Source organism: Pseudomonas sp. PSB18 (assembly GCF_014596565.1).
GTDB lineage: Bacteria > Pseudomonadota > Gammaproteobacteria > Pseudomonadales > Pseudomonadaceae > Aquipseudomonas.
Genome location: NZ_NOIN01000010.1, coordinates 44,068 through 66,488, shown reverse-complemented (window position 1 = coordinate 66,488; position 22,421 = coordinate 44,068). Strand labels below are relative to the sequence as shown.

Genomic DNA, 22,421 nt, shown 5'->3' with positions numbered 1-22,421 from the left:
AAGAAGTCCATGTGCGGCGGGGGAGCCATTCAATGGCTGAATCCTAACCCAAGTCCGGGCATGACTTCTGCTTATGTCATAAAGCTATTTGTGTTTCGGGTTCGCGCACCAATTCAATACCGGACTGCACCAGCAGAAACCTTTCTTCATCGAGCTTGCTGACGCGATCACCGATGGCCAGTTTGTAAGTGGTGACAGGCTCCTTGCCGTTTCCGTCCGGCGACGGGGTCGATTCCTGAAACTCATGCACCGAATAGACGCGACCTTCGGCGTCCCGCGCATGAAATTGTCCGACAAGTACTGCTGCCATTGCTTAGAACCTCTGGAAATAGATCACTCGATTTACGGTTCTGTAGACCCTGCCCACGCGCGGGAAGTTTTCCTACAAGAAAAAAATAGTCCAGGCGGCAGGTTTTCGGCTTTCCGCTGGTCCAATAATCCGCCCGATCATCTATAAGTAGAGTCCCTTTGATCCCTAGCGAGAACCTCCAATGAGTAATGTCTATACAGTGGCCGTTTTAGTGGGAAGCCTGCGCAAGGCGTCGATCAATCGCAAGTTGGCACTGGCGCTGGCGGACCTGGCGCCGGCCAACCTGAAGCTGGAGATCGTCGAGATAGGCGACTTGCCGCTCTACAACGAAGACATTGATGTCTCGCCTCCCGCTGCCTACAGCACCTTCCGCCAGCGGGTAGGCGCCGCCGACGCCTTGTTGTTCGTCACTCCGGAGTACAACCGTTCCGTGCCGGCACCGTTGAAGAACGCCATCGACGTCGGTTCGCGCCCCTACGGCCAGAGCTGCCTGAGCGGCAAGCCGGGCGCAGTGATCAGCGCCTCGCCGGGTGCCATCGGCGGTTTTGGCGCCAACCATCATTTGCGTCAGTCCCTGGTGTTCCTCGACGTGCCGTGCATGCAACAACCGGAAGGCTACCTGAGCAATGCCGGCACGGCGTTCGACGAGGCAGGGCATGTGTCGGAGTCGGTGAAGCCGTTCCTGCAGAAATTCATCAATGCCTATGGTCAGTGGGTGGAGCAGCATAAAAAGGTTTGATGTCCCCGGCACTCAGGCAGACAAACACTTGTGGCGAGGGGATTTATCTCTTCGCCACAGGGGGGGCTTCCAACACCAATCGCCGCTTTACTGAATATTCGCATTTCCATATATTCGTCCTTCGCTTCCCCAGACTTTTTTCCGTCATGTCCAATCCCCACAATCCCGTCGAGGTTTTCAAGGCACTGGCCGATGACACCCGTACGCGCATTGCGTTGCTGCTGGCTCGCGAGGGGGAGTTGTGTGTCTGTGAGCTCACCGCCGCGCTGGACCTGAGCCAGCCGAAAATCTCCCGGCACCTGGCGCAGTTGCGTCATGCCGACTTGCTCAGTGACCGACGGCAGGGGCAGTGGGTCTACTACCGTCTGCATCCACAATTGCCCGCCTGGATCAGCACCTTGCTGGAGCAGGCGTTGGCGGCTAATGCGGCCTGGCTGGCGGCGGATGTCGAGCGCCTGGCGGTGATGGCCGATCGTCCGGTGGCGCGTTGCTGCTGACGCTTCTTATCAATCTCTCTTTCCAAGGCTGTAGCGCATGCTAGTCGCGTCATTGATTTTCCTGCTGACCATTACCCTGGTGATCTGGCAGCCCAAAGGGCTTGGCGTCGGCTGGAGCGCGACGTTCGGCGCGCTGCTGGCGTTGTTGAGCGGGGTGGTGCAGATCTCTGACATCCCGCTGGTGTGGCAGATCATCTGGAATGCCACCGGCACCTTCGTCGCGCTGATCATCATCAGCCTGCTGCTGGACGAGGCGGGGTTCTTCGCCTGGGCGGCGCTGCACGTGGCTCGATGGGGGCGGGGCAGTGGACGCAAGCTGTTCGCGTACATGGTGCTGCTCGGTGCCCTGGTGTCGGCGTTGTTCGCCAACGACGGCGCGGCGCTGATTCTCACGCCTATCGTGATTTCCATGCTGCTGGCCCTACGGTTTTCCCCGGCGGCGACTCTGGCTTTCGTGATGGGAGCTGGCTTTATAGCCGACACCGCGAGCCTGCCGCTGGTGGTGTCGAACCTGGTGAATATCGTCTCGGCGGACTTCTTCGGCATCGGCTTCAACCGCTACGCGGCGGTGATGGTGCCGGTGAACCTGGTGGCCGTGGCGGCCAGCCTGGCGATCCTGATGTGGTTTTTCCGCGGCGATATCCCGCGGGACTACGACCCGCATCAACTGGACGATCCAGCAAGTGCCATCCACGACACCGCCACGTTCTATGCCGGCTGGGTCGTGTTGGTGATTCTGTTGCTGGGGTGCTTTGCCCTGGAGCCCCTGGGCATTCCCATCAGTGCCATTTCGGCCGTCTGCGCCGCGTTGCTGCTGGCCGTCGCCGCTCGCGGTCACAAGATCTCCACCCGCAAAGCCATGAAGGAAGCGCCGTGGCAGATCGTGATCTTTTCCCTGGGGATGTACCTGGTGGTTTACGGCTTGCGCAATGCCGGACTGACCGACTCCCTGGCCCGCTGGCTCGACGTGTTCGCCGGTTACGGCGTGTGGGGCGCGGCCATGGGCACTGGGGTGTTGACGGCGTTGCTCTCGTCGGTCATGAACAACCTGCCAACGGTGCTGGTCGGTGCGTTATCCATTGACGCCAGCCATGCCACCGGTGCCGTGAAGGAGGCGATGGTCTACGCCAATGTCATCGGCAGCGACCTGGGGCCGAAGATCACGCCGATCGGTAGCTTGGCAACGCTGCTATGGCTGCATGTGCTGGCGCGCAAGGATATCCGGATTGGCTGGGGCTATTACTTCAAGGTCGGGGTGGTGTTGACGGTGCCGGTGTTGCTGGTGACGTTGGCTGCGTTGGCGTTGCGCTTGTCGTTCTAGACCGTAGCGACGCTATCGCGAGCAGGCTCGCTCCCACAGGGGATCCAGGGCAATCACAAAATTTGTGTTCACTGGAGATCCATTGTGGGAGCGAGCCTGCTCGCGATGGGGCCCGCTCAGGCACCGCTGAATTCAACCATTGCCCGGCACATCCGGCCACGGATCCGCCACCAGGAACACCCGCTCGGCCTCTTCCCACTCACCTCCGGCGTTTTCATTCAGGCGCACCATCAACTGTGCAGGCGCCATCGGGTCCAGGGCCGTTCGCCAGGCGTCCAGTTGAGCGGTGCTCCAGGTCTGCTCCGCTGGATAGTGGGCCGGGGCCAGCCAGGCGGCGCGGGGCAGGGGTTGCCAGCGACCCGGCGGACGCTGGGCGATGAACGCCGGCCAGTCCCGGTGGCGCAGCCAGCTGCCCCGCAGGTGTCTGGGGTGCGCGCCACTTGGCGGTTCGGCCTGTCCGGGCCAGGGATAGAGCAGGTAGCCTCCCAGCCAGAGTTCGGAGCGGAACCGCTCGAGGCCCGAGGGTTCAATGCCCAGTGCCGCCAGGGCTTCACGGCTCTCCGGGCGTGCCGAGATCGGTAGCTGGTGTTCCCGCAGATGGGTCAGTTTACGGTCGAGCCGGTCATGGCAGCCCGGGCCAAGCCATTGCGCAGGGTCCCGGCCATCACCCTGTTGCGGTCCGAGGTACAACTTGATCGCCAGTTCCAGGTGATGGATGCCGTCCTTGTCGCGCAGCAGCAGGTCGAGTTCACCCAGGGTCTGGCCTTCGCGGCGGATCGGCAGGTTCGCGGCGATCAGTTCGATGCCCGGCGCATGTTGCACAGCAAATTGCCATAACCGTTCGTAATAGAGGCCCAGGCGCTGGGTTCGTCCCTGGGACAGCCAGTGCAGCAACGGGTAGCTGTCGCGGTCCAGCTGCTGCAGCCAATGTTCCAGCCGATGGGGGTGTTGCACCCAGTCGCTGCCGGTCAGGGGATGACGTTGGGGCCAGGGCGTGTCGATGAGCATCGGCGGGGCGAGTATCACCCACGCAAGATCGCGCACCTCGGGATGGCGCAAGCGGCGGGGCAGGTCCAGCAATTCGGGAAACAGGATCATTTTGCGAGCATAGCCTGTAGGGAAGGCTTAAAGAATTTTGTCTATGGGCCGCTTTCGCCCATAATCGGGTTTTTCGCCCGCCGCAGACCCTTGCAGGAGCCCCATGGAGCAATTTCGTAATATCGGCATCATCGGTCGCCTGGGCAGTTCGCAGGTCCTGGACACCGTTCGCCGCCTCAAACGTTTTCTCCTGGAGCGGCACCTGCATGTGATCCTCGAAGATACCATCGCCGAAGTGCTGCCGGGCCATGGCCTGCAGACCTCGTCGCGCAAGATGCTCGGCGAGGTCTGCGACATGGTTATCGTGGTCGGCGGCGACGGCAGCCTGCTGGGAGCCGCACGGGCCCTGGCGCGGCACAACATTCCGGTGTTGGGGATCAACCGCGGCAGCCTCGGTTTCCTCACCGATATCCGCCCAGACGAGCTGGAAACCAAAGTGGCCGAGGTGCTCGACGGCCATTATCTGGTGGAAAACCGCTTCCTGCTGCAAGCCGAGGTCCGCCGTCACGCCGAGGCCATCGGCCAGGGCGACGCCCTCAACGACGTGGTGCTGCACCCCGGCAAATCCACGCGCATGATCGAATTCGAGCTGTACATCGACGGCCAGTTCGTCTGCAGCCAGAAGGCCGACGGCCTGATCGTCGCCACGCCCACCGGTTCCACCGCCTACGCGCTGTCCGCCGGTGGCCCGATCATGCACCCCAAGCTCGACGCTATTGTGATTGTGCCCATGTACCCCCATACCTTGTCTGGGCGACCCATCGTGGTCGATGGCAACAGTGAGCTGAAAATCGTAGTGTCCAAGGATATGCAGATCTACCCGCAAGTGTCCTGCGATGGCCAGAACCATTTCACCTGCGCGCCGGGCGACACCATCACCGTCAGCAAGAAGGCGCAGAAGCTGCGCCTGATCCATCCGCTGGATCACAATTATTATGAAGTCTGCCGGACCAAGCTCGGCTGGGGCAGTCGATTGGGAGGTAGAGGCGACTGATGCTCGATCCTGCGCGCAGTTACGATCTGATCGGTGACGTGCACGGATGCGCCCTGACCCTGGAACACCTGCTGGACCGACTCGGTTACCACAAGCAGGGCGGGGTCTGGCGGCATCCGTCGCGCATGGCCGTGTTCCTGGGCGATATCATCGACCGTGGGCCGCGGATCCGCGAGGCGTTGCACATCGTCCACGACATGGTGGTGGCCGGCCAGGCGTTGTGCATCATGGGCAACCACGAGTTCAACGCCCTGGGTTGGAGCACGCCGGCACCGCCCGGCAGCGGCCAGCGCCATGTGCGTGAACACACGCCGCGCCATGCCCGTCTGCTCAAGGAAACCCTGACCCAGTTCGAGCAATACCCCGACGAATGGCACGACTTCCTCCAGTGGTTCTACGAGCTGCCGCTGTTTGTCGACGCCGGTCGTTTCCGGGTGGTGCATGCCTGCTGGGATGCCGGCCTGATCGAACCGTTGCGGGGCCTGTTCCCGGACGGTCGGATCGACGAACCGTTTCTCCAGGCTTCGGCGCAGGCGGGCAGTTTCGCCTGCACGGTGTTCGATCGCCTGCTGCGAGGCACCGACATGCGCCTGCCCCACGGCATGACCCTGACCGGGGGCGATGGCCTGACCCGTTCCTTCTTCCGCACCAAGTTCTGGGAGGACGATCCGAAAACCTACGGGGACATCGTGTTCCAACCCGATGCCTTGCCCGAGCCGGTGGCACGCAGGCCACTGTCCCCGGATGAAAAGAACAACCTGCTGCGCTACGGCGCCGATGAGCCACTGCTGTTTGTCGGTCACTACTGGCGCAGCGGCAAACCCGCGCCGATCCGCGCGAACCTGGCGTGCCTGGACTACAGCGCGGTGCTCTACGGCAAGTTGGCCGCCTATCGCCTGGACCAGGAAACCCAGCTGGACCCGCACAAGTTCGTCTGGGTCGATGTGGAACGTCCGGAGATGGTGAAATGAGCCTCGTCGCGGTGTTGCGCCTGCCGTTGGCGGTGGACCTGAGCGGTTTCGTCAAGCTGTTGCAGCGCATGCAGGTGCCTCACCGCGTCAGCGAAGAGGCGGGCGAGCAGGTGCTCTGGGTGCCGGACGAGATCGGTGAAGACGTGCGCTCCCTGTACGCACGCTTTCCGGTGGGCGATCCGGAGCAGCTGTTGGAGCTCCCAGCCATGGGCACTGGTTCGCGGCGGCCTGGAATCGTCGAACAACTGACCCGCAGCCCCGTCACCACCCTGGTGCTGTTGCTGAGTCTGATTGTCAGCGCGGTGACCCTGCTGGGGGAGAATCTCCAGGCACTGCGGTGGCTGACCTTCCTGGAGTTTCGCGTCGTCGGCGACTACATCCAGTTCTCGCCCCTGGCCGACAGCCTGGCGGCGGGGCAGTGGTGGCGCCTGGTGACACCGATGCTGATTCACTTCGGCTTCCTGCACATCGCCATGAATGGCATGTGGTACTGGGAGCTGGGGCGGCGGATCGAAGCGCGCCAGGGCAGTATCAATCTGCTCGGGCTGACGCTGCTGTTCAGCCTCGTGTCCAATTTCGTCCAGTATGCTGTCAGCGGGGCGACGCTGTTCGGTGGCTTGTCCGGGGTGTTGTACGGTCTGCTGGGCCACTGCTGGATCTATCAACTGCTGGCGCCGAACCCGGCTTATCACTTGCCCCGTGGGGTCCTGGTGATGATGCTGGTGTGGCTGGCGCTGTGCCTTTCCGGGCTGGTCTCGATGATCGGCTTCGGCGAAATCGCCAACGGGGCTCATGTCGGCGGCCTGCTCGTCGGTTGCCTCACTGGCTTGTTGGGCGGGCTCTTCGCCCGTCGTAAAATGCCCCGGCAATGATTCGAATGCCCCAATAGTCAGCTTTACCTTTTTTATTATTGGCACTTAAACGAACGCGCGGAGACCCCATGTCCTCGTTCAATGAAATGATCCAGAACATCACCCCCGATATCTACAAGAGCCTTAAGCTGGCCGTGGAAATCGGTAAATGGGCCGATGGCAACAAGCTCACCGCCGAGCAACGCGAGTTGTCGTTGCAGGCGATGATCGCCTGGGAAATCCAGAACCTGCCCGAAGAAGAGCGCACCGGCTACATGGGCCCGCAGGAGTGCCAGTCGAAGTCGATCGAGGTGCCGAACATCCTGTTCAAGTCGGATGCCATCCATTGATCGAGATTGGCCGCGGTGCAATCAGCAAGATGTCGGCGCGCCTGGATGGGCCGACCGTTCAATATGCCTTTCGCCTGGGCGATGTCGAGGTGCCGGTCAACCCGTTGATCGGCAGTACGGTGCGCCTGGAGTTTCTCGGCGCGATCCACTGCAGCCACTGCGGGCGCCGGACCAAGACCAGCTTCAGCCAGGGTTATTGCTACCCCTGCATGACCAAACTGGCGCAATGCGATATTTGCATCATGAGCCCCGAGCGCTGTCATTTCGAGGCGGGCACCTGCCGCGAGCCTGCGTGGGGCGAGCAGTTCTGCATGACCGATCACGTGGTGTACCTGGCCAACTCCTCGGGCGTGAAGGTCGGGATTACCCGCGCCACGCAACTGCCGACCCGCTGGCTGGACCAGGGCGCGAGCCAGGCGTTGCCGATCCTGCGGGTGGCCACGCGTCAGCAGTCGGGGTTCGTCGAAGACCTGTTCCGCAGCCAGGTGGCGGACAAGACCAACTGGCGCGCCTTGCTCAAGGGCGATGCGGTTGCGGTGGATCTGCCGCGGATCCGCGATTCGTTGTTTGAAAGTTGCGCCCCGGGATTGCAGGGCTTGCAGGAACGATTCGGCCTGCAGGCGATCCAGACCATAGCGGACGTCGAACCGCTCGAGATCCGTTATCCGGTGGAGCAATATCCGGCCAAGATCGTCAGCTTCAACCTGGACAAGGACCCGATTGCCGAAGGCACGCTGCTGGGGATCAAGGGCCAGTACCTGATTTTCGACACCGGCGTGATCAACATTCGTAAATACACGGCTTACCAGCTCGCCGTGCATCAGTAGAAGGATTCGACCCATGCGCACCGAACAACCGAAGATGATCTACCTGAAGGACTATCAGGCCCCCGAGTACCTGATCGACGAGACACACCTGACCTTCGAGTTGTTCGAGGACCACAGCCTGGTCCATGCGCAACTGGTGATGCGTCGCAACCCCGAGCGCGGTGCCGGGCTGCCGCCGCTGGTGCTCGACGGGCAGCATCTGGAGCTGGTCTCCATCAAGCTCGACGACACCGACCTGGCGTCGGGCGATTACCAGTTGGACGACAGCCACCTGACCGTGCAGCCCAAGTCCCAGGCGTTCACGGTCGACACCACCGTGCGGATCCACCCGGAAACCAACACGGCCCTGGAGGGCCTGTACAAATCCGGCGGCATGTTCTGCACCCAGTGCGAGGCCGAAGGTTTCCGCAAGATCACCTACTACCTCGACCGCCCGGACGTCATGAGCAAGTTCACCACCACCGTGGTGGCCGAGCAGCACAGCTATCCGGTGCTGCTGTCCAACGGCAATCCGATTGCCAGCGGCCCCGGCGAAGACGGCCGGCACTGGGTGACCTGGGAAGACCCGTTCAAGAAGCCCGCCTACCTGTTCGCCCTGGTGGCCGGTGACCTGTGGTGCGTCGAAGACACTTTCACCACCATGACCGAACGCACCGTGGCGCTGCGCATCTACGTCGAGCCGGAAAACATCGACAAATGCCAGCACGCCATGACCAGCCTGAAGAAGTCCATGCGTTGGGACGAGGAGGTGTACGGCCGTGAATACGACCTGGACATCTTCATGATTGTCGCGGTCAACGACTTCAACATGGGCGCCATGGAGAACAAGGGCCTCAATATCTTCAACTCCAGCGCGGTGCTGGCCCGTGCCGAAACCGCCACCGATGCTGCGCACCAGCGGGTCGAGGCCATCGTTGCCCACGAGTATTTCCATAACTGGTCGGGCAACCGCGTGACCTGCCGCGACTGGTTTCAGCTGTCGCTCAAGGAAGGCTTCACGGTGTTCCGCGACGCCGGGTTCTCGGCCGACATGAACTCCGCCACCGTCAAGCGCATCCAGGACGTGGCCTACCTGCGCACCCACCAGTTCGCCGAAGACGCCGGTCCCATGGCCCACCCGGTGCGCCCGGACAGCTTCATCGAGATTTCCAACTTCTACACCCTGACTGTGTACGAAAAGGGCTCGGAAGTGGTCGGCATGATCCATACGCTGTTGGGCCCTGAGGGCTTCCGCAAGGGCAGCGACCTGTACTTCCAGCGCCACGACGGCCAGGCCGTGACCTGCGACGATTTCGTCAAGGCCATGGAAGATGCCAACGGCGTCGACCTGACCCAGTTCAAGCGCTGGTACAGCCAGGCCGGTACGCCACGGCTGGCGGTCAGCGAGTCCTTTGACGCGGCCGCCCGGACCTACAGCCTGACCTTCCGCCAGAGCTGCCCGCCGACCCCGGACAAGGCGGAAAAACTGCCGTTCGTGATTCCCGTCGAACTGGGTCTGCTGGACAGCCAGGGCGCCGAGATCCCCCTGCGCCTGAGCGGCGAGGCGGCGGCAGACGGCACGTCCCGAGTGATCTCGGTGACCGAAGCCGAGCAGACCTTCACCTTCGTCGACATCGCCGAAAAACCGCTGCCGTCCTTGTTGCGAGGCTTCTCGGCGCCGGTGAAGCTGAGCTTCCCGTACGACCGCGACCAACTAATGTTCCTGATGCAGCACGACAGCGACGGCTTCAACCGCTGGGATGCCGGCCAGCAACTGTCGGTGCAGGTGTTGCAGGAACTGATTGCCCAGCATCAGAAGGGCGAGAGCCTGGTGCTGGACCCACGTCTGGTCAGCGCGTTGCGCACAGTACTGTCGGACGAATCCCTGGATCAGGCCATGGTCGCGGAAATGCTCTCGTTGCCAAGCGAAGCCTATCTGACGGAAATCAGCGAAGTGGCCGACGTCGAGGCGATCCATGCCGCCCGTGAGTTCGCTCGCCAGCAACTGGCCGACAACCTGTTCGAGGCCTTGTGGTTGCGCTACGAGGCCAATCGCGACTTGTCGAAACGCACGCCCTATGTGGCCGAAGCCGAGCATTTTGCCCGCCGCGCGTTGCAGAACATCGCCTTGTCGTACCTGATGCTGACGGACAAGCCCGAGGTGCTGAGTGCCACCCTGGAGCAGTTCGACAGCGCCGACAACATGACCGAACGCCTGACTGCACTGGCGGTGCTGGTCAATTCGCCGTTCGAAACCGAGAAGGCCCGGGCGTTGGAAGTGTTTGCGGAAAACTTCAAGGGCAACCCGCTGGTCATGGACCAGTGGTTCAGCGTCCAGGCCGGCAGCCCGCTGCCGGGTGGGCTGGCGCGGGTCAAGGCGCTGATGGAACACCCGGCGTTCAACATCAAGAACCCGAACAAGGTGCGGGCGCTGATCGGTGCGTTTGCCGGGCAGAACCTGATCAACTTCCACGCCGCCGACGGCTCGGGTTACCGCTTTCTGGCGGACCTGGTCATCCAGCTCAACGGCTTCAACCCGCAGATCGCCTCGCGACAACTGGCGCCGCTGACCCGCTGGCGCAAATACGACAGCGCCCGCCAGGCGCTGATGAAAGCCGAACTGGAACGCATCCTGGCGTCCGGCGCGCTGTCCAGCGATGTGTTCGAGGTGGTAAGCAAGAGCCTGGCTTGACTCGGTTGATCGCTCCCACGCAGGCGCACTGATCGTTCCCACGCGGAGCGTGGGAACGATCGATAACTGGAGTGCATCCTCGCATCAGGCGGGCTGTCCAGCGATGTGTTCGAGGTGGTGAGCAAGAGTCTGGCTTGACTCGATTGATCGTTCCCCCGCAGGGGCACTGATCGTTCCCACGCTCCGCGTGGGAACGCATCTGGTGACGCTCTGCGTCATGGCTCAAAGCGGACGGGGAGCGTCCATGGCTGCATTCCCACGCGGAACGTGGGAACGATCAATGCCGGTTCTGAAATAATCGCTTATCACCCCACCGAATACCCCACCATTCACCCCCTGCGCCAACCCCCCTGGTTAACAAAAGATAACGCGGCGTCGATTGTCAGGTCTTCCGAAAGCCCGATAGGATAGGTCAGCTTCCGAAGTGGCTCTAGATTGCAGGTTTGCGCCCCGATCGAGCTGCCTACGGCGCCCTGAAAGGCCGCATGGCCTAACAATAATAATGGGGGAAAAGGTCTATGAACGAGCCTGTCATGGCCATGGGTCGCGCCCGCCAGCCGGTGCTGCGCCGAGTCGCGTTGCTGGCCTCGGCGCTCTCGCTGCTGGGCTCTGTGGTGTTGTCGGCTCCGGCGCTGGCCGTTGCAGCCACGACAACCGACGTCATCTATTCGGTCGAGTCGGCCAAGGCCAGCAAGACCCTGATGCTCGACGTCGTCCACGCCGGCCAGCGCCTGGTGGCGGTCGGTGATCGTGGGCACATTGTCTATTCCGACGACCAGGGCCGTTCCTGGACCCAGGCCAAGGTGCCGACCCGCCAACTGCTCACAGCCGTATTCTTCGTCGATGACAAGCATGGCTGGGCCGTGGGGCACGATGCGCAGATCCTCGCCAGCGAAGACGGCGGCAGCACCTGGACCCGACAGTACGAGGACCTCACCCGTGAAGCGCCGCTGCTGGACGTCTGGTTCAAGGACGCCAGCCAGGGTTTCGCCGTGGGCGCCTACGGCGCGTTGCTCGAAACCACCGACGGTGGCAAACACTGGGAAGACGCCAGCGACCGTCTCGACAACGAAGATCAGTTCCACCTCAACGCCATCGCCTCGGTCAAAGACGCCGGGCTGTTCATCGTCGGCGAGGCCGGCAGCATGTTCCGTTCCGCCGACTGGGGCCAGACCTGGGAAAAGGTCGAAGGCCCATACGAAGGTTCACTGTTCGGCGTCATCGGCACCGCCCAACCTTCGACGCTGCTGGCCTACGGCTTGCGCGGCAACCTCTACCGCTCCACCGATTTTGGCGGCTCCTGGGAGCAGGTCGAGCTCAAGGCCGCCCGAGGTGTCCTGGAGTTTGGTCTTTCAGGCGCGACCTTGTTGCCGGACGGCTCCATCGTGATCGTCGGCAACGGCGGCAGCGTGGTGCGCAGCACCGATGACGGCGTGACCTTCAGCGTCTTCAACCGTCCGGACCGGATTTCCGTGGCCGCCGTCACGGCGGCGGGCAATGGCAACCTGATCCTGGCAGGGCAGGGTGGCGTGCGCATCACCACGGCCAGCGGCGCTGAACTGAACAAATGAGCCGCGGATATGAGTCGGGCACAATAACAAGAAGGCGGACCCCATGAGCAGTCATCACCAAGACAAGGCGACGTTTCTCGAGCGCCTGATTTTCAACAACCGCCCGGCAGTGATCGTCATTTGCCTGTTGGTCAGTATTTTCCTGTTCTGGCAGGCCACGCTGATCCGTCCGTCCACCAGCTTCGAAAAAATGATCCCCCTTGAGCATCCGTTCATCGAGAAGATGCTCGAACATCGCAACGACCTGGCGAACCTCGGCAACACCGTGCGGATTTCCGTGGAGGCCACCAACGGCGACATCTTCTCCAAGGACTACATGGAGACCTTGCGCCAGATCCATGACGAGGTCTTCTACATTTCCGGTGTCGACCGTTCCGGCCTCAAGTCGCTGTGGAGCCCGAGCGTGCGCTGGACCGAAGTGACGGAAGAGGGCTTTGCCGGCGGCGAGGTGATCCCCCAGAGCTACAACGGCTCGGCCGACAGCCTCGAGCTGCTGCGCAACAACGTGCTCAAGTCCGGTCAGGTCGGACGCCTGGTGGCCAACGATTTCAAATCGAGCATCGTCGACATCCCGTTGCTGGAGTCCTACCCGGATCCCCAGGACCAGGGCAAGTTGCTGAAGCTGGACTACCAGAAGTTCTCCCATGAGCTCGAAGACAAGATCCGCCACAAGTTCGAAGCCCAGAACCCCAACGTACAGATCCACATCGTCGGTTTCGCGAAGAAGGTCGGTGACCTGATCGATGGCCTGATCATGGTGGTGATGTTCTTCGGCGTGGCCTTCGTCATCACCCTGGTCCTGTTGTACTGGTTCACCCACTGCATGCGCAGCACCGTCGCGGTGTTGAGCACCACGCTGGTGGCGGTGGTCTGGCAGTTGGGGTTGATGCACGCGGCCGGGTTCGGGCTGGATCCGTATTCGATGCTGGTGCCGTTCCTGATCTTCGCCATCGGGATTTCCCACGGGGTGCAGAAAATCAACGGCATCGCCCTGCAGTCCAGCGAGGCGGACAACGCCCTGACGGCGGCGCGGCGCACCTTCCGGCAACTGTTCCTGCCGGGGATGATCGCGATCCTGGCGGATGCGGTGGGGTTCATTACCTTGCTGATCATCGACATCGGTGTGATCCGCGAGCTGGCCATCGGGGCGTCCATCGGCGTGGCGGTGATCGTGTTCACCAACCTGATCCTGCTGCCGGTGGCCATCTCCTACGTCGGCATCAGCAAGCGTGCCATCGAGCGCAGCAAGAAAGACGCGACCCGCGAGCATCCGTTCTGGCGGTCGCTGTCGAACTTCGCCAGCGCCAAGGTCGCGCCGGTGTCCATTGCCCTGGCCGTGCTCGCCTTCGGTGGCGGCCTCTGGTACAGCCAGAACCTGAAGATCGGCGACCTCGACCAGGGTGCGCCGGAACTGCGTCCGGACTCGCGCTACAACCAGGACAACAACTTCATCATCAGCAATTACTCCACCAGTTCCGACGTGCTGGTGGTGATGGTCAAGACCAAGGCCGAAGGCTGCTCGCGCTATGAAGCCATGGCACCGATCGATGAGCTGATGTGGAAGATGCAGAACACCGAGGGCGTGCAATCGGCGATTTCCCTGGTGACCGTGTCCAAGCAGATGATCAAGGGCATGAATGAGGGCAACCTGAAATGGGAAACCCTGTCGCGCAACCCTGACGTGCTGAACAACTCCATTGCCCGGGCCGATGGCCTGTACAACAACAGCTGTTCCCTGGCACCGGTGCTGGTGTTCCTCAACGACCACAAGGCCGAGACCCTGGATCGCGCGGTGAAGGCGGTGCAGGGCTTCTCCAAGGAAAACAACCGCGACGGCCTGGAATTCATCCTCGCCGCCGGTAACGCCGGCATCGAAGCAGCGACCAACGAAGTGATCAAGGAATCGGAACTGACCATCCTGATCCTGGTGTACATCTGCGTGGCGACCATGTGCATGATCACCTTCCGCTCCTGGGCGGCGACCCTGTGCATCGTGCTGCCGCTGGTGCTGACCTCGGTGCTGGGCAACGCCCTGATGGCCTTCATGGGCATTGGCGTGAAAGTCGCGACCCTGCCGGTGGTGGCGTTGGGGGTGGGAATCGGCGTCGACTACGGCATCTACATCTACAGCCGCCTGGAAAGCTTCCTGCGGGCCGGGTTACCGTTGCAGGAAGCTTATTACCAGACGCTGAAGTCCACGGGTAAGGCCGTGCTGTTCACCGGCCTGTGCCTGGCGATCGGGGTGTGCACCTGGATCTTCTCGGCCATCAAGTTCCAGGCGGACATGGGGTTGATGCTGACCTTCATGCTGCTGTGGAACATGTTCGGTGCGTTGTGGCTGTTGCCGGCGCTGGCGCGGTTCCTGATCAAGCCTGAGAAACTGGCGGGGCAGCGGGGTAATTCGTTGTTTGCCCATTGATCGATACCTGTGGGAGCAAAGCTTGCTCGCGATAGCGATAAGCCAGTCAGCAACAATGTTGACTGGTCTGTCGCTATCGCGAGCAAGCTTTGCTCCCACAGAGCGGGGCGGTGCGACGCTTCGCTAAATCCCCTCGCCACAGGAGCAGCGCCATAGCTTTTGTCAGGGCGCCAACGGCAAGAACCTGCTCTGCGCCAGCGACTTGCTGATCTGCCCCCGGTGCACGTTCACCACTGCATAAGGGCTGGTGGCCTTGGCCAGCAGTGAATGGTAGTGCTCCTTGCGTTGCTCCTTGGTCTTGAGGTGCGCGACGCTGAAGTTTTCTTTCGGCGTGTCGGCCGCTTCGTAATGAAAATGCGCGTACCAGATCGGGAAGCCGTCACGGTCGTTGATGGCGTATTCCTGGAGGAAATCCTTGCGGGTGCCTTGCAGGGCCGTGCGGTCGCCGAGCCGGGCCACCTGTATCAGGTTTTTCTCGAACAGGAACCGCAGGTTGCCGTCGGTGGGTGGCAGTTTCAGGCTCAGTTCGATGCGCAGGTCACTGCCCTTGGTGGTCAGTTGGGTAGCGGCGTCCGACAGCAGTCGGCCCAGCGCTTCGGTTGCCGGAGTGCGCGAGGCTGGCGATGCGGTGAGCGCCCGGTCGAGTTCTTCGGAAAGCGTGCGGAAGTGACTCGCCTCATTGTTGAGGATTTCCTCGATTTCCTGAGGATGACGGCAGTGGGTCTTGTAGCTTTCGGCGCGGCTCATGCGCTTGTCCAGCTCGTCGAGCAGTTCTCGCCCATGGGCCCGGATCGCCTTGATCGATCGTGTCTGGGGCGCCGGGGTCGGGCGGCGTACATCGACCACATCCCAGACATCCTCGTGGCGCGAATAGGTGGCGAGAATCTGGTTGCTGCCTTTGGAGTGCATTTCGACGACTTCGATGGGCAGGCTCGTGCCGGCGGGTTTCAGGTCGCCGATCAAGACGCCATTGTGGCGGGTTCTGATCAGCTTTTTCTGCGGCACCCCGGCGCCGGTCCTGGGGCGTTTCGGTACACGCTTGCGCGGTTTTGGCTCGGGTTTGATTTCAGCGGCGAGTTTGCCGGAGACCTCCTGGTAAAGGTCCTCGACCAGTTGGACCACCCTGTCGAAATAGGATTCGTTGAGGTCATCCAGGTAAAGGGCTTTCGTCCCCTTCAGCGTATCCAGGGTCTTGCCATAATGCTCGGTCAGGCTTTCCAGCACTTCGATTCTGTCTGACGGGGAGACGTCGTATGTTTGCAGGTCATCGTGGGAGCGGATGTGCTCCATCAACGGTATGAGAATGTGAAGCAGGCGATCAGGCAGGGCGGATTGCCGGTTCCTCACCGACAGCATGGGGAGCGTGGTGAGTTGGCGGATTTTAATGCCGAAGGCGTTACTCTCATTGGCGGGACGGTTGCGGGTCAGCCGTTCGAACGCCCGTGCGCCCGACGCATCGAGGTTCAATAGCCGCTCCAGGTAATCGTCCTTGAGTTCCAGCCAGTGGATCGCCCGGTCATTGATGTTGCTCTTGGTGTCGAGGTACTTCATATAGGACTCGACGTCACGGATGACAATTTCCTTGATGTTCGCAGACTCTCCAAACTGAGGATGTGCTTGCTGAAGGGCCAGGAGTTCCTGTTCGGTGATCACGAACGCCTTGCGGGCATTGTTGATCACGTTTTCCATCAGCACATGCATGTAGCCGGACGGGAAACCGATGCCCAGACTGGTGCGTTCGGCCGCACTGTTCGCCAGCGTCAGGTACATCTCGGTCTGCTCCTTGAGCAGGTCATAGAAAATCTTGCGTTTCGCCGCCCGCTGGGCTTCGGTGTAGTTACTGCCTTCCTCGGTCCGGGTCATGACTTGCTGGGCCACGTCCAGGGCTTTTTGTCGATCGGCATCTTGCGCCTCCAACCGGCTGGATTCTTCGGTCAACTGCTGGGCTCGCTGCAGGTTGATGCGACGCTGTGCGTCCACCCGCTTGGGCGGTGAACCACCGAGCAGGCGCAAGCGCAGATCCAGGTGCCAGTGTCCGTTTGTATCGACTCGCAGCGGCGGACCGTTCTTGTCGGGGTCCAGTGGATCGAGCGGGTCGACGATGGTTGCGCTGCCACCCGCTTCAGGCGTGATCCGATACAGGGCACCTTCAACCTTGGCATGCCATTTATTATCGATCACATACAAGCCCTTGTAGGGACCGTTCTCAATCGGTGCGAGCGGGGAAGCGGGAGGCGAGACCTGCAAGCGCTGCAGCCTGGCCTGAAGTACCGGCGTCAGGCGACCACTGGCCCTGGCGAAATTGAAATCCAGGCGTCCGCTGCCGGTATCGGTGTGGGCGTCGGGCAAGGTGACAGTGCCCTCCACGAGGGTAGGCGCCTCCGGTGCAGGCCACTGCTCGGCGATGGCGCGGGGCGCTGGAGGGCGCATGGCCTGCTCCTTTATCGACTCGGGCACGCTCGCACGCGTCGCAGGCCCGTGACCTGCGGGCAACTGGCTCACCAACAGGGCCAGGTTGACGAGCAGATCGACGGCCGCCAGCTCCCGGGCCACCGGGTCCTCACCGGTCAGCGCCGGAATGTCCTGTTGGGCGCTGGCCATCAGGTTCCAGAGCCAGACGGTGGTCATGGCCGGGCCGCGCAGCAAAGGAAACAGCAGCGTGTTGAACAACAGGCCGCCACCTTCGAGCAGCACCGCCCAGCGGCTCTCGCTGTTGGATACCGAGTCCCGGTCGGCCTGGGTGACCAGGGCCTGGGCGTTGCAGCCGTAGAGGTACTGCATCAGCTCGCCCTCCTGCAGCGATTGCATTAGTTCGCCGCGGGTGTCGTCGACGGCGAGGGTAGCTGGGGCGGGTTTGTCGGGAACACTGAATTCGTCACCGCTGAAGAACCGCACGATATGGGGTTCCAGGAAACCACCGTTGGCGTAGATCGGGCGTGCGGAGTCGGGCAGCCAGGTCAGGATGCTGTCCTGCAGACTTCCGGTGGCGGCGATGGCCTGCAACAGCGCTTCGCGCGTGGGGAATTCTTGCAGCGAGGGCGCGTAGAGCGGCCGATACAACAGGTGCGGGCCGGTGGCGACGTCCTGCGCTTCGATGACGAACATGTTGGTCACGATATCGGGCTGTGCCTGGGGCTTGCGCAGCAAAGCCAGGTGGCGAATCACCGCCGGGCGACCCTCGACCTGCTGGCTCGCCGCGTCGGGTTGCAGGACGGCCTCCAGCAACCGCAGACCTTGGAGGGTCACGCCGTTCTCGCGGTTCAGCTTCTGCTTCAACGCCTCGAGCATCAGTTGCGCCGGGAGCTGCTCGGCGAAGATCCGTTGCCGGTTCTGCGCCTGGGGCGAATCGCCGAGCAAGTGCTGTTGCAGATAGCTAGGATAGGTCGCGCCAATATCGACCTGTTCGATCAAGCCGGTTATGAAACCCGGCGTCAGCCAGGCCGGCAGCGTCTGGCCCAGGCAATGGCTGAGGGTGAAGGTGCCGCTGGGGCGGGCGACGAGATTGTGGATGGCCAGTTCGGTCAGGCTCATCTGCCGCTTCTCGGTGAGACCGATGGTCCCGGGATAGCCCGCCGAAACACTGAACGTCAGCACCACATCGTCGGGCTGGTAGCGGCTCGTTGGCAGCTTGTCCGGTCGCTTGTCATTGGTATCCCGCAGGTGGTTGAGCAGGGCGTCGGCGGTAAAGGCCCTGATGTCGTCGATGTCGCTGAGGAAGGTCTGGCCCTGATGGCGTTTTTTCGCGCTGGCCAGGGCCAGGCTGTAGTGCTGGAAGGTCGTCTGGTCGACGATGGAGGCGTCTTTCAGCCATTCGGGCAACAGCGGCCCAAGGCGTGCCGACGTGTCGGGCGACGGCCGGGGAGTCTCCAGCAGGGAGCGCGCCGGGTCGCTCAAGTCGGCGTAGAGGCGTTTCAGCTCCGGCAGGTCGATCCGGGCTGGCAGTTGTACAGCTTTCAAGTCGGCCAATTGCTGCTCCAGCAACATCGCCGCCTGGCGCTCGAAGACGTTGTCGCTGATCTCGTAGCGTTGGCAGGTGATGGTGTCGACGGTGTATTGGCCTGCAATCGACTCGCCCCAATGCTGATTGAAGGCTTCCAGGGAGGTAAAGGACCGCACGGCGCTGCCGGGGCTGCACAGCAGGAATTCGGTGGTGCCCCTCGTGACGCGAACCAGGAGGATATCGCTGCCGACCAGCACGCTGCTGTGGGTGCCCTGGGTGAGCCGGGTCTCCAGGCTGTAGGCGTACACCGGTGCCTGTCGGTTGCGACAAAAGCGCAGCGCCCGGTCCGGCCAACGGACGATCTGGTCCAGGGCTTCCCGTGCCGTATCCGTGAGCCCGGGTTGTTGCAGCCCACGGATACTCAGTGTGTTCCTGAGTACATCGCTGAGCCAGCACCAGCGGCTGGTTCGGCCACTTGTAGTGGTCTGGTCACCGCTGTCGATGTCCTCGTTCCAGTAACGGACCAGCGCATCCTCCAACCCGATCGGCAGGGTCCAGGCCAGTTCAAGTATGGATTTCTTGATGAGCTGCATGTCCAGTCCCCGAGCGCCTGACCAAAGGCGGCGTGGCGGGCTGTCGGAGAGAAAACAGTCAAGCGCGCCCTGTGGGTCGAAGTCCGGGGGCGTGCCGCTGGCCAGGTAATCGAGGACTGCGGACATCAAAGGCTGGAAATGCCAACCGCGCGTGGCCGGGTCTGGCATTGCCAATTGGGTCTTGGAGAGGTCGATCTTCAGCCAGGGGTCTCTTTGCTTGATCGCTTGTTCGAGCATGCGTCGGGCGACCTGTTCGAAGGTCGGGCGACTGGCAAAGTGCAGACTGACGCTTTGGGCCAGCGCGGGGATCGAGCCGGCGGCGGAGGGGGTGGTCATGAGAAGTCCTTTTCACAAAACATGGCCGTCGGGATGACGGCTTGAAAAGTATCGACTGCTCAGTCCGGTGTGGGTGGTAGATAGATACCACCGTGCCCGGGAGGAAGTGTGCCGGGGCTGTTCGGCAACACTAGCGGGGGATCAGCTGGGGTCGTTGCCCAGTACCACGTTCAGTGCGCTGCGGGCGTCGTCCAGTTGCACCAACGTCGCATGGCGGGCGCCGAGGGCGTCGCGATTCTCGATGGCGGTGAGGATCGCCTTGTGCCGTGGCATCGCCAGTTCATGCAGGTTGGGGCGCTGGTTGGAATGCTTGAGCGCTTCGGCGATGGCCACCGACAACATGTTGCACAGGTTGGCGAGCAGGTCATTGTGGGTGGCGTCGGCGATCCGGCTATGGAAATCCAGGTCCGGTTGCAACAGCGCTTCGGGCGTCGGTGCCGCGTCCATGCGCTCGTAGGCTTCGCGGATGGCGGCGATGTCGGCGTCGGTGGCGAACTGTGCGGCCAGGGCGGCGGCGGCCGGTTCGATGATGCTGCGCACGCTGGTCAGCAAGCCGAAGAACTCGTTCTGTGGGCTGCTCTGCATCAGCCAGTGCAGCACATCCGGATCAAGCATGTGCCATTCCCGCCGGGCCTTGACCACCGTGCCCACTCGCGGCCGCGAATACACCAGGCCCTTGGCGACCAGCACCCGGGTGGCTTCACGCAGGACCGGACGGCTCACGGCGTATTCTTCGCACAGCAAGGCTTCGGCAGGTAACTTGTCGTCGGGCTTGAAGCGTCCGGACACGATCTGCATGCCCAGTTCCTGGACGATGCGCGCGTGCATGCTTTTGCGGTCGGAGGGTTTGCGGTAATCCATGGGGTACGGCGCGATCCGGTGGGGGAGATGCTGCGCATGATAGCAGGCGCAGCGAGGGCGGGTCGCTAGTGCGATTTTGAGGTGGACACAAATCCCTTGTGGGGCTTTGTGGGAGCTGAGCTTGCTCGCGATGAGGCCCTTCCAGTCAACATCTCTGTTGTCTGTTACACCGCTATCGCGAGCAAGCTCAGCTCCCACAAAAGCCCACAGGGATTTGGTGGGATCAATGAGAGTGTCGCGGCACCTCGGCGCCGCGGCAGCCCACCAGGAAGTCGAAGTCGCAGCCCTGGTCCGCTTGCAGCACATGGTCGATGTACAGCTGGCGGTAGCCACCCACCAGCAGCTGCTGTGGCGGGGCCAGGTCGGCCAGGCGGGCGGCGAGTTCGGCGTCGGAAATGTCCAGGTGCAGGCGGCCGCTGGCGCAATCCAGCTCGATGAAATCACCTTCCTTCACCGCTGCAAGCGGACCGCCGGCCGCGGCCTCCGGTGCCACATGCAACACCACGGTGCCATAGGCGGTGCCGCTCATGCGAGCGTCGGAAATCCGCACCATGTCGGTCACGCCCTGGGCCAGCAGCTTGGCCGGCAAGCCCATGTTGCCCACTTCGGCCATGCCCGGATAACCCTTGGGCCCGCAGTTCTTCATCACCAGGATCGAGCTGGCATCCACATCCAGTTCCGGATCGTTGATCCGCGCCTTGTACTCGTCGAAGTTCTCGAACACCACCGCACGACCGCGATGCTGCATCAGTTCGGCGGTGGCGGCGGAGGGCTTGAGCACCGCCCCCAATGGCGCCAGGTTGCCGCGCAGCACACAGATACCGCCGTCGGCGCGGATCGGGTTGTCCAGGGTGCGGATGACTTCGTCCTTGCCGTAGATCGGGGCGTCCTTGGTGTTCTCGCCGAGGCTCTTGCCGTTGACGGTCAGGGCGTTCGGGTGGGGGATCAGGTTGGCTTCACCGAGACGCCGCAGTACGGCGGGCAAACCACCGGCGTAGTAGAACTCTTCCATCAGGAAGCGTCCCGAGGGTTGCAGGTCGACAATGGTCGGCACGCCACGACCGATGCGTGTCCAGTCGTCCAGCTCCAGTTGCACGCCGATGCGCCCGGCGATGGCCTTGAGGTGGATCACCGCGTTGGTGGAGCCGCCGATGGCGGCGTTGACGCGGATGGCGTTTTCAAAGGCTTCCTTGGTCAGGATCTTCGACAGCTTCAGGTCCTCGCGGACCATTTCCACCGCACGCATGCCGGACATGTGGGCCAGCACATAGCGGCGCGCGTCCACGGCCGGAATCGCGGCGTTATGGGGCAGTGACGTGCCGAGGGCTTCGGCCATACAGGCCATGGTCGAGGCGGTCCCCATGGTGTTGCAGGTGCCGGCCGAGCGGGACATGCCGCCCTCGGCCGCGAGGAAATCGTCGAGGGTGATGGTGCCGGCCTTCACCTGTTCGCTCAATTGCCAGACCACCGTGCCTGAACCGATGTCCTGGCCCTTGTGCTTGCCGTTGAGCATGGGGCCACCGGTGACGACGATGGCCGGTACGTCGCAACTGGCGGCGCCCATCAGCAAGGCGGGGGTGGTCTTGTCGCAGCCGGTGAGCAACACCACGCCGTCAATCGGGTTGCCGCGAATCGCCTCTTCCACGTCCATGCTCGCCAGGTTGCGGGTCAGCATGGCGGTAGGGCGCAGGTTCGATTCGCCGTTGGAGAACACCGGGAATTCCACCGGGAAGCCCCCGGCTTCGATCACGCCGCGCTTGACGTGCTCGGCGATCTGCCGGAAATGCGCGTTGCACGGGGTCAGTTCCGACCAGGTGTTGCAGATGCCGATAATCGGCTTGCCATGGAATTGATGGTCGGCGATGCCCTGATTTTTCATCCAGCTGCGGTACATGAAGCCGTTTTTGTCGGCGGTGCCAAACCATTGGGCCGAGCGCAGGGAGGGTTTTTTATCAGCCATGATCGATTCTCTTATTGTATGACTATATTGTTCAGGATGAAGCGTAACATAAGCGCAATTTACACGGTTTGGAAGTGTTGTTGGGTAAATAGTATTACTATATAGTCCGGCT

General features: G+C 62.3%; 16 protein-coding genes. 11 read left to right on the top strand and 5 right to left on the bottom strand.

Annotated elements, in window-relative coordinates; genetic code table 11:
- Positions 1-76 precede the first annotated feature (76 nt).
- Positions 77-310, bottom strand: coding sequence for a hypothetical protein (locus CGA22_RS21780; RefSeq protein ID WP_041024172.1), 234 nt, complete (start codon positions 308-310; stop codon positions 77-79).
- Positions 311-491: 181 nt separating this feature from the next.
- Here CGA22_RS21780 and CGA22_RS21775 point away from each other — a divergent pair, with 181 nt between their 5' ends.
- The 3 genes from CGA22_RS21775 to CGA22_RS21765 all read left to right on the top strand — a co-directional run bounded on the left by CGA22_RS21775 (position 492) and on the right by CGA22_RS21765 (position 2,867).
- Positions 492-1,049 (top strand): NADPH-dependent FMN reductase, encoded by a 558-nt coding sequence (locus CGA22_RS21775; protein WP_041024171.1) that lies wholly within the window; start codon positions 492-494, stop codon positions 1,047-1,049.
- 146 nt (positions 1,050-1,195) lie between these two features.
- Positions 1,196-1,546 carry a metalloregulator ArsR/SmtB family transcription factor gene (locus CGA22_RS21770; protein ID WP_041024170.1) on the top strand — a complete coding sequence of 117 codons (351 nt, stop codon included), beginning with the start codon at positions 1,196-1,198 and terminating at the stop codon, positions 1,544-1,546.
- Between the two features lie 37 nt (positions 1,547-1,583).
- Positions 1,584-2,867, top strand: coding sequence for an arsenic transporter (locus CGA22_RS21765; protein ID WP_041024169.1), 1,284 nt, complete (start codon positions 1,584-1,586; stop codon positions 2,865-2,867).
- Between the two features lie 132 nt (positions 2,868-2,999).
- On the opposite strand, the gene CGA22_RS21760 is transcribed toward CGA22_RS21765, so the two are convergent.
- Complete coding sequence (locus CGA22_RS21760) at positions 3,000-3,965, bottom strand: DUF1853 family protein (RefSeq protein WP_188258702.1); 966 nt, start codon at positions 3,963-3,965, stop codon at positions 3,000-3,002.
- A gap of 103 nt (positions 3,966-4,068) precedes the next feature.
- Between CGA22_RS21760 and CGA22_RS21755 the strand changes: the two genes are divergently transcribed.
- The 8 genes from CGA22_RS21755 (at position 4,069) to CGA22_RS21720 (ending at position 14,619) form a co-directional block, all read left to right on the top strand.
- Positions 4,069-4,959 (top strand): NAD(+) kinase, encoded by an 891-nt coding sequence (locus CGA22_RS21755; protein ID WP_024776985.1) that lies wholly within the window; start codon positions 4,069-4,071, stop codon positions 4,957-4,959.
- Positions 4,956-5,930, top strand: coding sequence for a metallophosphoesterase (locus tag CGA22_RS21750; RefSeq protein ID WP_177329286.1), 975 nt, complete (start codon positions 4,956-4,958; stop codon positions 5,928-5,930). Before CGA22_RS21755 ends, CGA22_RS21750 begins: the two co-directional genes overlap by 4 nt.
- Positions 5,927-6,802: a rhomboid family intramembrane serine protease gene (locus tag CGA22_RS21745; protein ID WP_041024167.1), complete on the top strand. Its 876-nt coding sequence runs from the start codon at positions 5,927-5,929 to the stop codon at positions 6,800-6,802. Before CGA22_RS21750 ends, CGA22_RS21745 begins: the two co-directional genes overlap by 4 nt.
- Before the next feature lie 68 nt (positions 6,803-6,870).
- Positions 6,871-7,131, top strand: a complete 261-nt coding sequence (locus CGA22_RS21740) for a YeaC family protein (protein WP_041024166.1) — start codon at positions 6,871-6,873, stop codon at positions 7,129-7,131.
- Complete coding sequence (locus tag CGA22_RS21735) at positions 7,128-7,958, top strand: DUF2797 domain-containing protein (RefSeq protein ID WP_041024165.1); 831 nt, start codon at positions 7,128-7,130, stop codon at positions 7,956-7,958. Before CGA22_RS21740 ends, CGA22_RS21735 begins: the two co-directional genes overlap by 4 nt.
- Positions 7,959-7,971: 13 nt before the next feature.
- Positions 7,972-10,629, top strand: a complete 2,658-nt coding sequence (gene pepN, locus CGA22_RS21730) for an aminopeptidase N (RefSeq protein WP_041024164.1) — start codon at positions 7,972-7,974, stop codon at positions 10,627-10,629.
- Positions 10,630-11,147: 518 nt separating this feature from the next.
- Positions 11,148-12,200 (top strand): WD40/YVTN/BNR-like repeat-containing protein, encoded by a 1,053-nt coding sequence (locus CGA22_RS21725; RefSeq protein ID WP_041024163.1) that lies wholly within the window; start codon positions 11,148-11,150, stop codon positions 12,198-12,200.
- A 43-nt stretch (positions 12,201-12,243) separates the two neighbouring features.
- Entirely contained in the window at positions 12,244-14,619 is a 2,376-nt protein-coding gene (locus CGA22_RS21720) for an efflux RND transporter permease subunit (RefSeq protein ID WP_041024162.1), read from the top strand.
- A gap of 162 nt (positions 14,620-14,781) precedes the next feature.
- Here CGA22_RS21720 and CGA22_RS21715 read toward each other — a convergent pair whose 3' ends face one another.
- From CGA22_RS21715 to CGA22_RS21705, 3 genes are all read right to left on the bottom strand, one after another.
- Positions 14,782-19,488: a dermonecrotic toxin domain-containing protein gene (locus tag CGA22_RS21715; RefSeq protein WP_041024161.1), complete on the bottom strand. Its 4,707-nt coding sequence runs from the start codon at positions 19,486-19,488 to the stop codon at positions 14,782-14,784.
- 141 nt (positions 19,489-19,629) lie between these two features.
- A complete protein-coding gene (locus CGA22_RS21710; RefSeq protein WP_041024160.1) occupies positions 19,630-20,349 on the bottom strand; it encodes a FadR/GntR family transcriptional regulator in 720 nt (239 codons plus the stop codon).
- 223 nt (positions 20,350-20,572) lie between these two features.
- Entirely contained in the window at positions 20,573-22,309 is a 1,737-nt protein-coding gene (locus CGA22_RS21705; protein ID WP_041024159.1) for an IlvD/Edd family dehydratase, read from the bottom strand.
- Positions 22,310-22,421 lie beyond the last annotated feature (112 nt).

Bases quoted from the DNA above. Each gene is read 5' to 3' on its own strand.
- CGA22_RS21715 (WP_041024161.1), bottom strand. From the start codon at position 19,488: ATGACCACCCCCTCCGCCGCCGGCTCGATCCCCGCGCTGGCCCAAAGC.
- CGA22_RS21720 (WP_041024162.1), top strand. From the start codon at position 12,244: ATGAGCAGTCATCACCAAGACAAGGCGACGTTTCTCGAGCGCCTGATT.
- CGA22_RS21775 (WP_041024171.1), top strand. From the start codon at position 492: ATGAGTAATGTCTATACAGTGGCCGTTTTAGTGGGAAGCCTGCGCAAG.
- CGA22_RS21770 (WP_041024170.1), top strand. From the start codon at position 1,196: ATGTCCAATCCCCACAATCCCGTCGAGGTTTTCAAGGCACTGGCCGAT.
- CGA22_RS21760 (WP_188258702.1), bottom strand. From the start codon at position 3,965: ATGATCCTGTTTCCCGAATTGCTGGACCTGCCCCGCCGCTTGCGCCAT.
- CGA22_RS21780 (WP_041024172.1), bottom strand. From the start codon at position 310: ATGGCAGCAGTACTTGTCGGACAATTTCATGCGCGGGACGCCGAAGGT.
- CGA22_RS21710 (WP_041024160.1), bottom strand. From the start codon at position 20,349: ATGGATTACCGCAAACCCTCCGACCGCAAAAGCATGCACGCGCGCATC.
- CGA22_RS21745 (WP_041024167.1), top strand. From the start codon at position 5,927: ATGAGCCTCGTCGCGGTGTTGCGCCTGCCGTTGGCGGTGGACCTGAGC.
- CGA22_RS21740 (WP_041024166.1), top strand. From the start codon at position 6,871: ATGTCCTCGTTCAATGAAATGATCCAGAACATCACCCCCGATATCTAC.
- CGA22_RS21705 (WP_041024159.1), bottom strand. From the start codon at position 22,309: ATGGCTGATAAAAAACCCTCCCTGCGCTCGGCCCAATGGTTTGGCACC.
- pepN (WP_041024164.1), top strand. From the start codon at position 7,972: ATGCGCACCGAACAACCGAAGATGATCTACCTGAAGGACTATCAGGCC.
- CGA22_RS21765 (WP_041024169.1), top strand. From the start codon at position 1,584: ATGCTAGTCGCGTCATTGATTTTCCTGCTGACCATTACCCTGGTGATC.
- CGA22_RS21755 (WP_024776985.1), top strand. From the start codon at position 4,069: ATGGAGCAATTTCGTAATATCGGCATCATCGGTCGCCTGGGCAGTTCG.
- CGA22_RS21725 (WP_041024163.1), top strand. From the start codon at position 11,148: ATGAACGAGCCTGTCATGGCCATGGGTCGCGCCCGCCAGCCGGTGCTG.